We start from the raw sequence: 14,766 nt of genomic DNA, 5'->3' as shown, positions 1-14,766 counted from the left end.
TCTTCCAAAATCATATTGCCAGGCGGGCGCCATCCAGACTTCACGATGCCTTATTTCTTGTTCAGTATCAGCGATGGAGTCGATGCCCTTTAAGGCCTCAGAGGCTAAGGTCGATTTTGAGCCAAGTTGCTGGTGTTGGAAACGAAGATAGTATAGTAGCTCGTTGAATTGTCTATTGAGTGGGCCAGCCGGGTGTCGTCCAGTACCATTATTTCCTATGCGCAGAACTTCGAAGATGTCGTATTGTGGCGAGCTCTTGGCCATATCGAGCACGGCTTTTATATTGACGTTGGGGCATGTTCGCCTGACGATATGTCGGTCACTAAATTATTCAGCGAGCGAGGCTGGCATGGTATCAATGTCGAGCCCAATCCGATTCACTATGCGGCGTTAAAGTCCCGGCGGTTTCATGACATTAATCTGCCGATTGCGCTCGGCTCATATGAAGGCCGGACGGAGATTCATCTCTTTGGTGACACCGGTCTATCGACTCTCGACGAATCCGTCGCGCAGGCTCATCGCGAGGACTGGCAAGAAACAACACAAGTGGTCGAGCTACGTCGGCTGGCAGATGTATGGCGCGAGCACGTACCACGAGATCAGCCGGTTCATTTTCTTAAGGTCGATGTCGAAGGTTTCGAACGAGAGGTTCTCCTCGGTTGTGATTGGGCTGTAAATCGCCCATGGGTCGTGGTGGTGGAGGCGACAGCTCCGCTCAGTACTGAGCCGCGGCACGCGACTTGGGAGAGTATCCTTGTCGATTCGGATTATAAGTTCGTCTATTTCGATGGCTTGAACCGCTTCTATGTGGCGCGCGAGCACGCCGAACTAGAAGCAGCCTTTTTTGCACCGCCCAATGTTTTTGATGACTACATCCCCGTAGCCGTTATCGAGCGCGATGCCGTAATTAGTTCTCTCAGAGGAGAGGCCGAGATTAGAGGTACGCAGCTCGCCGCTGCACAGATACGCTTGGCAGAGCACGATGCCCAGTCGAGCCACGCTACGTCCGAGAAGCTTGTAGTTGAACGGTTGCGTAGCGAAGTCATGCAATTAACCGAAAACGCAGCAAGGCTTCGCACTGAGCTCGAGCACCGAACCAGCGAACTGCGTCGGTGCGCCGAGGAGAACGCCAATCTGGCTGCGCATGCAACGAATCTCGATCGTGAGCGCCACGTTTTTCTGTCATCTAAGAGTTGGCGGATCACGGAACCTCTACGCCAGCTTAGCGGCCAGACGACACCTGGTCGGCGCAATCAGGTTCGACGCGTCCTCAAGGCGGCTTGGTGGTCAGTTACCCCCTGGCGTATTCCTGCTCGCCTGCGTTTCATCCGCGAACGCAACGCGATAGCAACTGTCGCGGCTGGCGCCGTCACTTCCGCCGAGACCCCACAGTCCAAATATCTTGCCTGGATTCGCGGACGCGCGCCGGCCGCGAATGCGATTGTTTTCCCGCGCAGCGAAAAGCCACCGATCTCCTTTTTGCTTGATGCTGGTTTGCAGAACAACGATGTGGCGTTAGGGCGTACGCTTGCTTCGTTACGTGGTCAGAAACGCGTTGTTTGGGAGGTGGTGATCTATGGCGCCTCCGCCACTCGGCAGAATCAATCGTCGTTTGCCAGCCTTCTCGTCGGGGACGCGCGGATCATTGTCGCTAAAGGCGTGAATGAGGGCGCGGCTGAACCTGCCCATGCCCTGCGAGAGGCGCAAGGCGAATTCGTCGCAGTTCTTGAAGCTGGTGACCTCCTCGCTCCTGCTGCACTCGATGAGATTGCCGCCGCGCTGGCAGAAACCCCGCAGGTCGACATTCTCTATAGTGACGAGGATAGCCGTTCCGAAGGGAACGTGCGCGAGCGGCCATATCTCAAGCCTGGCTTTTCGCCAGATCTGCTTTACGCGTTCAATTATTTCGGCCGCCTGACTTTGTTACGGCGTGAACTTGCCATCAAGGCTGGCGGTTTCGACGAGAGAGCCGGCACCGCGTTCGAATGGGATTTGAACCTGCGAGCTGCCGATGTTGCGCAGACGGTCGTGCGTATCCCCAAGGTGCTGTGTCATCGGCGCCCCGAAAGCGACTGCGGTAGACCAGCGCCCGAGACGCCCGCTGCCGCTGACGCGCGCCGAACAATTGAGTCCTATTGGTCTCGTCGCGACTTTCAGCCGACCGCAACAACTGAGCTAGATGGAACTCAGTCGACGATCTGGCCGCTGGTTTCCGAGCCGCGTGTGTCAGTCATTATCCCAACCAAGGATAAGGCGCATCTGCTACGCATGTCGACGACGGGGCTTTTACAGCTGACCAACTATCGCAATTTGGAACTGATAATAGTCGATACCGGCTCAGTGGAGCCCGAGACGCTGGAGCTGTATGATGCGTTGCGCACCGACCCGCGCGTGCGTATCTTGAATTTCCGTCCCCGATTCAATTACTCGGCCGCTTGCAACTTCGGCGCGGCCGCTGCGACGGGCCGAATTCTGCTGTTCCTGAATAACGACGTTGAAGTGATCTCATCCGATTGGCTCTCCGAGATGGTACGCTTCGCTCAGCGTCCAGGTGTAGGATGCGTCGGCGTCAAATTGATCTTTCCTTCGCTTGAGCTTCAGCACGGCGGCGTTGCGATTGGTCCGCATCTAGCTGCTCTCGCCTTCCGTAGCGGGGAAGCGTTAGGTTTTGATCTGTTCGGATCCCCTCATCATCCCCGTAACTGGATGGCAGTGATGGGGGCATGCCAGATGGTGACGCGCGAAGCTTTCGACGCAGTTGGTGGCTTCGATGAAGCTTATCAGATTGCGATGAGCGATGTAGCGCTATGCTTACAGCTTTGGCGGGCGGGCTATCGCACGGCATATGCGCCCGCTGGAGCTCTGGTGCATCACGAGGGAGCCACCCGCGGTCACTCTAATCCTGCGGAGGATGTGCAGCGTCTAGCAGACGACATCCGAGCTTTGGGTATTGACGAGGATCCTTATCTCCATCCGGATCTGGATGGCGGTGAGGCAATCCCGCGCCTGAGGAGTCCTGGCGCGGAAGGGCCTGCGGAGACGTTGCGGCGTCTGATAGCGCAGATCGGTTCCTACGAACCTATGCCCATGGATCTCGATCTCTCGTGTGATGGACGCGTGCTGGCATTGGTCGAGGAGCCAAGGGCACATGTGCTATGGTTTCCGCAGCCCGCCTATAAAGTCTCCGATACTTGGAGTGCGGCGCGCTGGACGCTCGATCTGCTGCGCAGGCGTCCGGACATACGTGCTCGCTTTCCTCGAGCGCTTTCGGATGGATGGAATGGTAGTTTTGCGCGTTGGTTGATTACCGAAGGAAGCACGCAGTTCGGTTTACCACAGGAGGCAGCAGAGGCACTGCGCGCTATGTTCACGGCTGACTTGGGTGCGCGCTCTCGCCGCGTTTTTCTAGGGCGAGGCGATATCCGGCAAAGGTGGCCCCATGGATTAACGCCAGTCAGTTGTCGTGAACTCTTTCGCTGGTTTATCCAGCACGGACGCCGTGAAGAGGGGGTGAGACTTGAGGAGATTTGGTGGCTGTTCCATGAGGTGAGCGAGCGCCCCGCGCAGGAAATTGTAACGGCTCTTTGCCTGACGCCTGCATGGCAGACGATGTTTCCCGATGGGGCGTCGCCCTTTGGTGCGAACCGTTTTGCGCGCTGGTTTGGTGCAATGTATCGCATCGATGGCCTCTGGCTTGATCCCATGAAGTGGTCGTTTCCGGGCTCTCCAGCAGACCAAATCCGTCTCGCCTGGCAGTCGCGGGAAGATTGGCAATACGCTCATCCTTTGGCGCTTAAGGAGCCTACCGCTGCACGCAGGTTCCTTGCTTGGCTCACCTCCGGTGTAGTCGTTATGGAGCCTTGGGTCTCTGCTTGGTTGAGCGGCCTAGATCTAGATGCGGTTTCGGCTGAGTTGGCAGGGCCTGGCCTTAACATGTTTGCCCATTTCTGCTATCCCTCAGGTTTGCGTATCTCTGCCGAGGCGATGGTCGAGGGCTTGCGCGAAATCGGTGCGGAGGTCTCGTTGCGTGATGTACGCACCGGTAAGAAAGACGATCCCGGCCACGAGCGTTTCGTCGGCTTTGAAACGCATGATGTCACCATCATCCACGCTCAGCCGGAGCCCTTTTTTGACAAGGTCTTTGAAAGTGTCGATCTTTCCGAACGAGAGCCTCGCTCCTACCGGATCGCCTACTGGTACTGGGAGTTCGACACGATTCCGGACTCTTGGCGCGTTCAGGCCTCAAGCGTGGATGAGGTATGGGCTGCGACCGAATTCGTTGCCAAGGGTCTGCGCGAAAAGCTTTCGCTCCCGGTTCACAAGCTGTTCCCAGGTGTACGCTTAACACCCTTTGAAACGCGTGGACGTGCTTATTTCGGTTTGCCGGAAGACGAGACACTCTACTTATTTACATTTCACATGATGAGCATCATGGAGCGCAAAAATCCTCTTGGGCTCATTCGTGCCTTCAAACAGGTCTTCCGCCCGGATGAGCCTGCACGTCTTGTGCTCAAAACGTCGTTCGGCGACCACCACCCCACGGAGATCGAAAAGCTGCGCAAGGCGGCCGAAGGCTTTCGGATTACTATCATCGATGAAGTCTATTCGCCCAACGATGTTCTGGCTCTGATGGAGGTTTGTGACGTTTATGTCTCGCTCCATCGCAGTGAGGGGCTGGGTCTTACGATGGCCGAAGCCATGCTAATGGGCAAGCCCGTAGTTGCGACGGGATATTCTGGCAACACGGAATTCATGAACGAAGAGAATAGCTTGCTTGTCGGATATAAGCTTGTGAAACTTGGCGAGCCAATTCCACCATACGATGCGGATTATGAATGGGCAGAGCCATCGGAAGAGGACGCCGCCCAGTGCTTGCGTCGACTATACGACGACCCAGATTTCGCGCGCGAACTTGGCAAGAAGGCTAAGGCGGATGCTGAGCAACGGCTATCGGTCGTTGAAGCGGGGCGCAGAATAGTAGGCCGCTTAGCCGAAATCGAGGCTTCTCGTTCGGGCGCGCGCGTGCCGAAGGAGCCGCCACAACGTCAGCTTTGATATGGCATCTGCTCCAGCGTGTATCAGTGTATCAGGGAAGAAGTTTGGAATAGAGCTTTTCAAAGCTTTCGAGGTCGTTGTAGAAGTCTGACGTTCGTTCCAGAGTGTTCCCGGGCAATACAGCTTTGGTGGTTACAATCGTATTGAGACGGGTCTAGATAGGAATAGCAGCGGAATGACGATATTGGTTTCTGGGGGCGCCGGCTTCATCGGCGGGAATTTTGTTCTCGACTGGTTGAAACACTTCGATGAGGCGGTCATCAATCTCGACAAACTGACCTATGCCGGCAATCTGGATACGCTGAAGGGCCTGAACGGCAATAACCGTCATGTCTTCGTTCATGGCGATATCGGCGATCGTGAACTGATCGGCAATCTGCTGGCTACGCACAAGCCTCGCTCCGTCATCAATTTCGCCGCCGAAAGCCATGTCGACCGATCCATTCATGGGCCTGGTGACTTCATTCAGACGAATGTCGTCGGCACGTTCAACCTGCTGGAATCGGTCCGTAGTTACTGGGACGGCTTGCCGGGCGACGAGAAGCAGGCGTTTCGCTTCCTGCATGTCTCGACCGATGAGGTCTATGGTACGCTGTCTAAGGAAGACGCGCCGTTCGACGAGCTCCATCGATATGAGCCGAACAGCCCCTATTCCGCCAGCAAGGCGGCGTCCGACCATCTGGTGCGCGCCTGGCATCACACCTACGGCCTGCCGGTTCTGACCACGAATTGCAGCAACAATTATGGCCCTTATCATTTCCCCGAAAAGCTGATCCCCCTGGTGATCCTGAATGCGCTGTCGGGCAAGAACTTGCCGATCTATGGCGACGGCCAGCAGATCCGCGACTGGCTCTACGTCAAGGATCACTGCAGCGCCATTCGCCGCGTGCTTCAAGCCGGCAAGGTCGGCGAGACCTATAATGTCGGCGGCTGGAACGAGAAGCCCAATCTGGATGTGGTGCATACGATCTGCACCATCCTCGACGAGCTGCGGCCGAAGGCCGGCGGCAGCCGTTACAAGGACCAGATCACCTTCGTGAAGGACAGGCCCGGTCACGATCGCCGCTATGCGATCGATGCGCGCAAGCTCGAGCGCGAATTGGGCTGGAAGCCGGAGGAAACGTTCGAGACTGGCATTCGAAAGACGATCGAGTGGTATCTCGCCAATGAGGATTGGGTGAAGAATGTCACCAGCGGTGCCTATCGCGAATGGGTCGGCAAGCAATATGAGGTTCAGCCGTGAGTTTGATCCTGGTCACCGGCGCCAATGGGCAAGTCGGCTTCGAATTGCAGCGCTCTCTCGCGCCATTGGGTACAGTGACGGCAGTCACGCGTGCCGAGATGGATCTGGCGAATGAGGCGAGCATTCTCTCCGTCCTGGAGCGGCATAAGCCAACCATCATTGTGAACCCCGCAGCCTACACTGCCGTCGATCGCGCCGAGAGCGAAAGAGAGCAGGCAATGGCGGTGAATGCGGCGGCATCAGGCGTGCTGGCGCGCTGGTCTGCCGATAATGGTGCCTATCTCGTACATTACTCGACCGACTATGTCTTCGACGGTACCAAGGCCGATGCCTATGTCGAGACCGATCCGGTCAACCCGCAGTCGGTCTATGGCGAAAGCAAGTGGCTGGGCGAGGAGGCGGTTCGTTCTTCCGGCGCTCGTCACGCGATCCTGCGAACAAGCTGGGTCTATGGCCACCACGGCAACAATTTCCTCAAGACCATCCTGCGCCTTGCGAAGGAGCGCAGCTCGCTGAATATCGTCGCCGACCAGGTCGGTGCACCGACATCGGCGGTGCTGATTGCGGACGTTACGCGCAGGGTCGTCGAATTTGTCAGCGGTCCGGAGGCGCCGGACGTTTCCGGGACCTATCATCTAAGCGCACAAGGCAATACGTCCTGGCACGGTTATGCGGCGCATATCGTCCGCGAGGCGTCGGCGAGGAACTTCCCGCTTGCTCTCCAGCTCGATGCTCTCAAGCCGATCACGACCGCTGAATATCCGACCCCGGCGAAGCGGCCGCAAAATTCCAGGTTGAATTGCAAAAAGCTGATGGATTGCTTTGACTTGCATCTTCCTGCATGGCAGGAGGGGGTGAATGACGTCATGGAGAGGCTTGCACCTGCCGCGCGCTGAGATGCGTGAGGTCTTGCGAACCCATGGGCTACAATTGACGGGCTGAACGACTGTAAAGCGAAATCAAGACGAGACGGTGGATAATGAACAAAGCACGTAAAGGCATCATACTCGCTGGTGGATCTGGTACGCGCCTCTATCCCGCGACCCTTGCCGTCAGCAAGCAGCTTCTGCCAATCTACGACAAGCCAATGATCTATTACCCGCTGACGACTTTGATGTTGGCCGGCATCCGCGAAGTCCTTGTTATTTCGACACCACAGGATACGCCTCGCTTCGAGCAGCTACTGCAGGACGGAAGCCAGTGGGGCATGAAGATCGACTATGCGGTACAGCCGAGCCCGGACGGGCTTGCCCAGGCATTTTTGATCGGTGAGGAGTTCCTGGACGGCGCCCCGTCGGCCTTGGTGCTGGGTGACAATATCTTCTACGGGCACGATTTCGCCAAGCTCCTCCATCAGGCGAGCGACAAGGAGAGCGGCGCTACGGTCTTTGCCTATCACGTCCATGACCCGCACCGTTATGGCGTGGTCGAATTCGACGCGGAGGGCCGCGCGGTCAGCCTTGAGGAAAAGCCGAAGGTCCCGAAGAGCAATTACGCCGTTACCGGGCTCTACTTCTACGACGCCGGTGTGGTCGACGTCGCGAAATCGATCCGTCCTTCGCCACGCGGCGAGCTGGAAATTACCGATGTCAACGCACGCTATCTAGAAGCCGGACGGTTGGACGTGCAGACGATGGGCCGCGGCTATGCCTGGCTCGATACCGGTACGCATGAATCGATGCTGGAGGCGAGCCATTACATCGCCACCATCGAAAGCCGGCAAGGCCTGAAGGTCGCCTGCCCCGAGGAAATTGCCTACCGGAGCCATTGGATCGACGCTTCGCAAGTGGAGGCGCTGGCCGAACCACTGAAGAAGAACGCCTACGGGCAGTATCTTCTGGGCATTCTGCACGAACAGATATTTTAACGGCGCACTCCGTCGAATTACGTGTGGCCGGCCTGCCGAATGCCGGCAGAGTGAAGCAGGAAAGACATATGAAAGCCATCGATACCGCCATACCGGACGTCAAGATCATTGAACCTGCAGTGTTTGCCGATGATCGCGGATTTTTCCTCGAGAGCTTCAACCAGGCCAAGTTCGAAGCGGCGATAGGGCGAAGCGCTGCCTTCGTACAGGACAATCATAGCCGGTCGGGCAAGGGTGTCCTTCGCGGCCTGCACTATCAGCTGCCGCCGCATGCGCAGGCCAAGCTCGTTCGGGTCGTGGTCGGCGAAGTCTATGATGTCGCCGTTGACATCAGGCGTTCGTCCCCGACATTCGGCAAATGGGTCGGCGTTCTCCTGTCCGAGGAAAACAAGCGCCAGCTTTGGATCCCGGAAGGCTTTGCCCATGGCTTCCTGACGCTGAGCGACCGCGTCGAATTCCTCTACAAGACCACCAATTATTATGCCCCGACGAGCGACCGCGGCATCCGCTGGGACGATCCGAAGATCGGCATCGACTGGAAAACCCTGGATGCGCTCACGCTTTCCGCCAAGGATCAGCGGCAGCCGCTGCTCGCGGATGCCGAGCTATTCGATTGATATCGGTTCGCGTTCACACCCGGTTGTAGTCGTCGCTGATCCGGATGATATCGTTCTCGTCGAGGAGTTCACCATATTGAATCTCGATGAAAACCAGTGGTGTATCGCTGGTGCATGAAGCCCTGTGCGTCGCCTTCAGCGGAATATCGACCGTATGCCCGAGTTGCAGGGGATGTTCCGTTCCGTCGATCTCGGCAATGCCGTGCCCGGAAACGGCGGTCCAACGTTCTGAGCGATGGTTGTGATATTGCAACGACAACCGTTCGCCGGGGTTTACGACGATGCGTTTGACGACATGCCGATCACCGATATCGAGCACATGCCATGTGCCCCAAGGGCGCTGATCGTTGTCACCAATCTTATAAAAGCTTCCGGATTTCAACGAAATCTCCCTTGCGAAAAGCCGATCGACCGTCGTGCGGCCGAAAATTATGCGCGGGATTAGTTCAGCGGCGCCGGCAAAGCAAGGTTTTTTGGCCGATGCTGACAAGGAGCCTGCTTTGCGCGTTCCTGTCCAAGCTGTTTCGGCTCCACAATGTCCCAGGTGACGCGGCGAGTGCTTTTCGCTACAGGGGTGACATGCGCGTTCTACATTTCTTTAAAACATATTGGCCTGACACATTCGGCGGCGTTGAGCGGACGATCCATGCGATCGCCAAGGGTACCGCCAAGTATGGCGTGGAATCCGATGTCCTCTCGCTGAGCGAAATGCCGGTCGAAAACAGCGTCGAATTTGACGGTCACATGGCTCACAAGGCCAAGCTCGATTTCGAATTCGCGTCTACCGGCTTTTCACGCGAGGTGTTCGGCCGTTTTCGGGAATTTAGCCGGAAGGCCGACATCGTCCATTATCACTTTCCGTGGCCGGTGATGGACATCGTCCATCTCACTGTTCCTCCCGGCAAGCCGACTGTCGTCACCTATCATTCCGACATCGTGAAGCAGAAGGTTCTGCTGCAGTTCTACAAGCCGTTGATGTTTCGCTTTCTGAAAAGCGTCGACCGCATTGTCGCGACGTCTCCCAATTACCTCATGTCGAGCGATGTGCTGGAAAGGTTCCAATCCAAGACGACGGTGATCCCGTTGGGCCTGGATGAAGCGGACTATCCAAAGCCGGATGAAGCGACGCTAGCCCGTTGGCGCGGCAGGCTTCCCAATCGCTTTCTCTTATTCGTCGGCGTTCTGCGATATTACAAGGGGGTCCATATCCTGCTGGAGGCCGCGAAACGCAATGGCCTCGATATCGTGATCGTCGGCAGTGGGCCGATGGAGGCGGAACTGAAGCAGGCCGCCGGGCAAAATCCGCACAATATCCATTTTCTCGGATCCTTGTCGGACCACGACAAGATTGCTCTGCTCGAACTGTGTGCGGGGTTCGTGTTTCCCTCGCATCTTCGCTCCGAGGCCTTCGGGCTTTCTCTCGTCGAAGCGGCAATGTTCGGCAAGCCGATGATTTCATGCGAAATCGGCACGGGGACAAGTTTCGTCAATCTGGATAAACAGACCGGGTTCGTGGTGCCGCCGAACGATGTCGATGCTCTGTCGAATGCAATGAAATCCCTTTGGGACAACGAGCAGAAGGCTGCCGCATTGGGTGCCGCGGCGCGTGATCGCTATCTCAAATGTTTCACGGCAGAGAAGATGTGTTCGGCCTATAATCGCCTCTATGGCGAATTGACGGGCTCTCGTGCGGGCTGAGCCTGGAAAACGCTGTCCGTGTCATGGCTCTTTCCTGTTCGACGGTTGACGTATGCTTAGACATCGCCACGATATAGCCATCTCGGTATTTGAATGAGTACCGCGAGCTTCATCGGTTCATCTTTCGGAGAATAGGCAAGCAATGGTTGGGCATTATAGCTCAACGAGCTTCGATTTCTCCAATCTCTTGTAAAGTGTTTGTGCACATAGCAAGAGATTAGCGTGCCGATTTTCTGCAATTGGTTTTGCGCCGTTGAGGGGGCGCATCCAGGGCGAATTGCTCATGGTCGTTGTCATTAGGCCCCATACGGGCTAAATGGCGCTAGAAAATTGATAGCCAAGTATGGTGCGCGCTCGGCGGCGTTCTGCGAACTTGGCCTACCCGCATGAAGTGAATGCGGCAATAATTGGAGATTGAACTTGGCGAAGAAAGCGTTGGTAACGGGCATCACGGGTCAGGATGGCGCCTATCTTGCAGAACTGCTGCTGAAGAACGGCTACGAAGTGCATGGGCTCGCACGTCGCTCCAGCACCGCAGATGTCAATCTCACCCGCCTGCAATGGTTGGGTATCGAGGGCGACGTCCGCATCGTCGACGGCGATCTCCTGGATCTTTCCGGTCTTATCAGAACGGTAAAGGACGTGAAGCCGGACGAAGTCTATAACCTCGGGGCTCAATCCTTCGTCAAATCCTCGTGGCAGCAACCTCTGCTGACCGGTCAGGTGACGGCCCTCGGCGTGACGAATGTCCTGGAGGCGGTTCGCATAGAAAGGCCTGAGGCTCGTTTTTATCAGGCTTCCTCCTCCGAAATGTACGGGCTCATTCAGGAGCCGATGCAGTCGGAAGAAACGCCTTTCTATCCACGTTCGCCCTACGCGGTTGCCAAGCTCTACGGCCATTGGATCACCATCAACTATCGTGAAAGCTTCGGCTTGCACGCGTCGAGCGGCATTCTCTTCAACCATGAATCTCCGCTTCGCGGCATTGAATTCGTCACCCGCAAGGTGACGGACGCGGTTGCGCGTATCAAGCTTGGTATGGCAAAGGAACTGCGGCTCGGAAACATCGATGCCAAGCGTGATTGGGGCCATTCGAAAGACTATGTCCGCGCCATGTGGATGATGCTCCAGCAGGACGTTGCCGACGACTACGTGATCGCAACCGGCCGTACGACAACCGTCCGCGACATGTGCGCCATTGCTTTCAAGCATGCCGGTTTGAACATGGAGGATCATCTGGTGATCGATCCTGAGCTCTTCCGTCCGGCGGAAGTGGATGTGCTGCTCGGCAACCCGGAGAAGGCTCGGAAGAAATTCGGATGGGAGCCCAAAATCGGCCTCGAGGAGATGATCGTCGAAATGGTCGAAGCCGATCTTAAGCGATTGACCAAGTAAATCTTCCGGCCGAACGACGAGACACTTCCATGCCGAGAGAACACCGTATTCTCATTACTGGCGCCAGCGGCTTTGTCGGGGCTTGGCTGCAGCGTGAATTGCGTGAGCGGCGGCTGAAACAGCATCCTGACCTGGTGGTTTTGACCGCCGGTCAGGGAGATGCGTCGGACTGGAAGACAGATATTGCGGATCGGGGTCAGGTAACGACCCTGATCCGCGATTGCCGCCCGACGGCAATCATTCATCTCGCGGCAATTGCAGCGCCTGCGGATGCCCGAAAGATGCCGCAACGGGCTTGGGACGTAAATTTTCAAGGCACCATGAACCTTGCCTACGCCACGATGGAGCTTGCGCCGGAAGCGCGTTTCATCTTCGTGGGCAGTTCCGAAGCCTATGGTGCATCGTTTATCGACGCGGCAAGTGCTCCGGTAAAGGAGAGTGCGGCGCTCAAGCCGATGAACGTATATGGCGCAACGAAAGCCGCGGCGGACGTGCTCGTCGGGCAGCTTGCCCATGATGGGCTGAAATCCATCCGCTTCCGTCCGTTCAACCATACCGGACCCGGCCAGACGGATGCCTATGTCGTCTCCGCTTTCGCCAAGCAACTTGCCGAGATTTCGGTGGGTGCCAAACCGCCTCGCATCAGTGTCGGAAACCTCTCTGCCTTCCGTGATTTTCTTGACGTGCGAGACGTTGTACGTGCCTATGCCGATGCCGCTCTGATCGAGGACGCGTCGGAAAGTCTCGGCGGCGTCTTCAACCTGTCCTCGGGTCGGTCGGTGCAGATCCAGTCGATCCTCGACATGCTTATCCAGCTTTCCGGATTGAAGGTGGATGTCGAGATCGACCCGCTGCGACTGCGTGGGCCAGAAATCGCGGTGGCCGCGGGAGATAACGGCGCGGCTTTGGCGGCCTTTGGCTGGAAGCCTGGGATCGAGTTGAGCCGCACGCTTGGCGATGTGCTTGACGATTGGAAGATGCGGGTAGCACGCTGATCATATCGGCGCCTCATGATCGATCATATGCTCATAATATCGGAGAGAAAGCATTTGCTACCCAGTGTTTGGAAATATGGGCATTTTATTCTCGCCTTCGTCAGGGGCGAGTTGCATGCACGGTTTCCGCGTTCGCGTCTGGGTGCGTTGTGGTCTATCCTCCATCTGCTGGTGCAGGCATTGATGTTGGCGATCATCCGGGTCGAGCCCGTGCGGGCAAAGATGGCGAATGTGACCCGTCCGAGCGCCTATCCGATCTATCTTTTGTTGGGCGTAGCCGGATGGGGTCTGTCCAGCGAGATCTTGATGCGGAAGCATGACCGTATGCATCGAGCAGGCGCAAGCATTGAAGAGGATCTCGTTTCCGTGGCTTCGCCTGCCCATCATTGTTTGGGACAGTGCGATGATCAATCACCTTCTCCTACTGTGCACCAGCGCCGTTATTTTTCTTTTGTTCGACCATTGTCCAAGCCTTGCCCGATTCTATCGGATACCCGGTACGCTCGTGATTTCAATGGCTGCATTCGGGATTGGCGTATTTCTCAGTATTGGAAGCAGTTGGCTGGATGCGACGTTTCGCATCGCGCAAGAGTAGGCTAAGCTAATCGTGTTCACCTCCTATGCACGGAACTTTCAGGATGTCATTCTTTGGCGAGCCTTGAAGCACATCGAGAACGGTTTCTACATCGATATAAGTGCTCGGGATCCTGTTGTTTATTCGATTAGCCGTGCATTCTATGAGAATGGTTGGCGTGGTATTCATACAGAAGCCACGATGTATTATGCGGATAAGCTGCGTCGAGATCGACCGGACGAATTGGTTATACATGCCACAATTGGTACCGGGGACGGCCCGCTGCGGCTTTTCGAGATGCCGGAAACCGGATTAAGTACCAGCAGCTACGACATAGCTATGAAGCATCAAGCGGCGGGACAGCGGGTAATGGAAGCCGAAGTCCAATTTATTCCCCTGTCAGCCGTCTTGACATTGATGGGAGGCCGGGAAGTTCATTGGCTTAAGGTCGACATTGAGGATATGGAAGCGTCCGCCGTCGATAGCTGGGCATTATCGTCGATTCGACCTTGGGTTGTTGTGATGGAAAGCACTCTGCCCAATTTGCAGGAAACGAACTATGGGATATGGGACCCCAAGCTATTGAGCTTGGGGTACCGATTTGTATATTGCGATGGGCTAAGCCGCTTTTATGTCAGCGATCAACATCCAGAGCTGCTCCGGTCTTTCGGATATGGCCCGAATGTCTTTGATGATTTTGTCCTTAGTGAGCACACGCCTTATGCTGTTCGTCTACGGCATCAGCTTACAGAACAATGTAATCAGGCAGAAAAAAGCATTGTCGAACAAACGTTGAGAGCGGACCATCTCCAACGGATTGTCGAGAGAAAAGAACAGCAAATAGACACCCTGGAGAATGCCGTCTGGAATGCCGGCCTCCAGGAAAACGCTATTCGCGAAGAGTTGCATCGCACCTATAATAGTCTTTCCTGGCGCTTTACCCGACCGCTTCGTATGGGCTCTTCATTGCTGTTTAATGCGAAAAGGTTCCCGCAGCTTGTCGTCACGAAGCTGCTTGAAAAGCTCATTCGTTGGCTTTCTAGGAGACCACAAGTGAAGGATAAGTGCTTGCGGTTAGCTTATCGCTTTCCGAGGATAAGGGGAAGGCTTATGGCATTCGCAGGAGCCCGCGGGTATGGAGTTCAACCGTTTGACTGGTTGGATGACGGTCAGGAAGGACAGTGGTATATCGATGCGCCCAAGGGCACGGTCGCTCAATGGGATATATTGCTTCGAGATACTTCAAGATTGCAATGAAAGACGATCTTTGATGCGTTTATGGATTGACGGGCAATGCTTCCAGACCGCAAGCAAGTGGCGTG

Annotated in this window: 11 protein-coding genes; 10 read left to right on the top strand and 1 reads right to left on the bottom strand. The window is 56.1% G+C overall.

Annotated features, from left to right (window positions below; genetic code table 11):
• Window positions 1–192: 192 nt before the first annotated feature.
• The 5 genes from AC1RO0_RS26110 (at window position 193) to rfbC (ending at window position 8,782) form a co-directional block, all read left to right on the top strand.
• Window positions 193–5,055 (top strand): FkbM family methyltransferase, encoded by a 4,863-nt coding sequence (locus AC1RO0_RS26110; protein WP_498595480.1) that lies wholly within the window; start codon window positions 193–195, stop codon window positions 5,053–5,055.
• Between the two features lie 175 nt (window positions 5,056–5,230).
• Window positions 5,231–6,298: a dTDP-glucose 4,6-dehydratase gene (gene rfbB / locus AC1RO0_RS26105; RefSeq protein WP_498595479.1), complete on the top strand. Its 1,068-nt coding sequence runs from the start codon at window positions 5,231–5,233 to the stop codon at window positions 6,296–6,298.
• Complete coding sequence (gene rfbD / locus AC1RO0_RS26100) at window positions 6,295–7,194, top strand: dTDP-4-dehydrorhamnose reductase (protein WP_498595478.1); 900 nt, start codon at window positions 6,295–6,297, stop codon at window positions 7,192–7,194. The genes rfbB and rfbD overlap by 4 nt, the downstream gene beginning before the upstream one ends.
• Window positions 7,195–7,277: 83 nt before the next feature.
• Window positions 7,278–8,165 (top strand): glucose-1-phosphate thymidylyltransferase RfbA, encoded by an 888-nt coding sequence (gene rfbA / locus AC1RO0_RS26095; protein ID WP_498595477.1) that lies wholly within the window; start codon window positions 7,278–7,280, stop codon window positions 8,163–8,165.
• 68 nt (window positions 8,166–8,233) lie between these two features.
• On the top strand, window positions 8,234–8,782 hold the full coding sequence (gene rfbC / locus AC1RO0_RS26090) for a dTDP-4-dehydrorhamnose 3,5-epimerase (protein WP_498595476.1): 549 nt from the start codon (window positions 8,234–8,236) through the stop codon (window positions 8,780–8,782).
• Window positions 8,783–8,795: 13 nt separating this feature from the next.
• Here the strand turns inward: rfbC and AC1RO0_RS26085 are convergent, their stop codons facing one another.
• Window positions 8,796–9,164, bottom strand: coding sequence for a phosphomannose isomerase type II C-terminal cupin domain (locus AC1RO0_RS26085; protein ID WP_498595475.1), 369 nt, complete (start codon window positions 9,162–9,164; stop codon window positions 8,796–8,798).
• A gap of 197 nt (window positions 9,165–9,361) precedes the next feature.
• On the opposite strand from AC1RO0_RS26085, the gene AC1RO0_RS26080 reads away from it, so the two are divergent.
• The 5 genes from AC1RO0_RS26080 to AC1RO0_RS26060 all read left to right on the top strand — a co-directional run bounded on the left by AC1RO0_RS26080 (window position 9,362) and on the right by AC1RO0_RS26060 (window position 14,701).
• Window positions 9,362–10,480, top strand: a complete 1,119-nt coding sequence (locus AC1RO0_RS26080; protein ID WP_498595474.1) for a glycosyltransferase family 4 protein — start codon at window positions 9,362–9,364, stop codon at window positions 10,478–10,480.
• Window positions 10,481–10,900: 420 nt separating this feature from the next.
• Entirely contained in the window at window positions 10,901–11,875 is a 975-nt protein-coding gene (gene gmd, locus AC1RO0_RS26075) for a GDP-mannose 4,6-dehydratase (RefSeq protein ID WP_498595473.1), read from the top strand.
• A gap of 29 nt (window positions 11,876–11,904) precedes the next feature.
• Window positions 11,905–12,870: a GDP-mannose 4,6-dehydratase gene (locus AC1RO0_RS26070; protein WP_498595472.1), complete on the top strand. Its 966-nt coding sequence runs from the start codon at window positions 11,905–11,907 to the stop codon at window positions 12,868–12,870.
• A 15-nt stretch (window positions 12,871–12,885) separates the two neighbouring features.
• Entirely contained in the window at window positions 12,886–13,470 is a 585-nt protein-coding gene (locus AC1RO0_RS26065) for a hypothetical protein (RefSeq protein WP_498595471.1), read from the top strand.
• Window positions 13,471–13,477: 7 nt separating this feature from the next.
• Window positions 13,478–14,701, top strand: a complete 1,224-nt coding sequence (locus AC1RO0_RS26060) for an FkbM family methyltransferase (protein WP_498595470.1) — start codon at window positions 13,478–13,480, stop codon at window positions 14,699–14,701.
• Window positions 14,702–14,766 lie beyond the last annotated feature (65 nt).

The sequence above is a fragment of the Rhizobium sp. GW821-FHT14E12 genome (assembly GCF_058803745.1).
The sequence above is the reverse complement of the archived record's forward strand: the minus strand, read 5'-3'. Positions and strand labels throughout refer to the sequence as shown.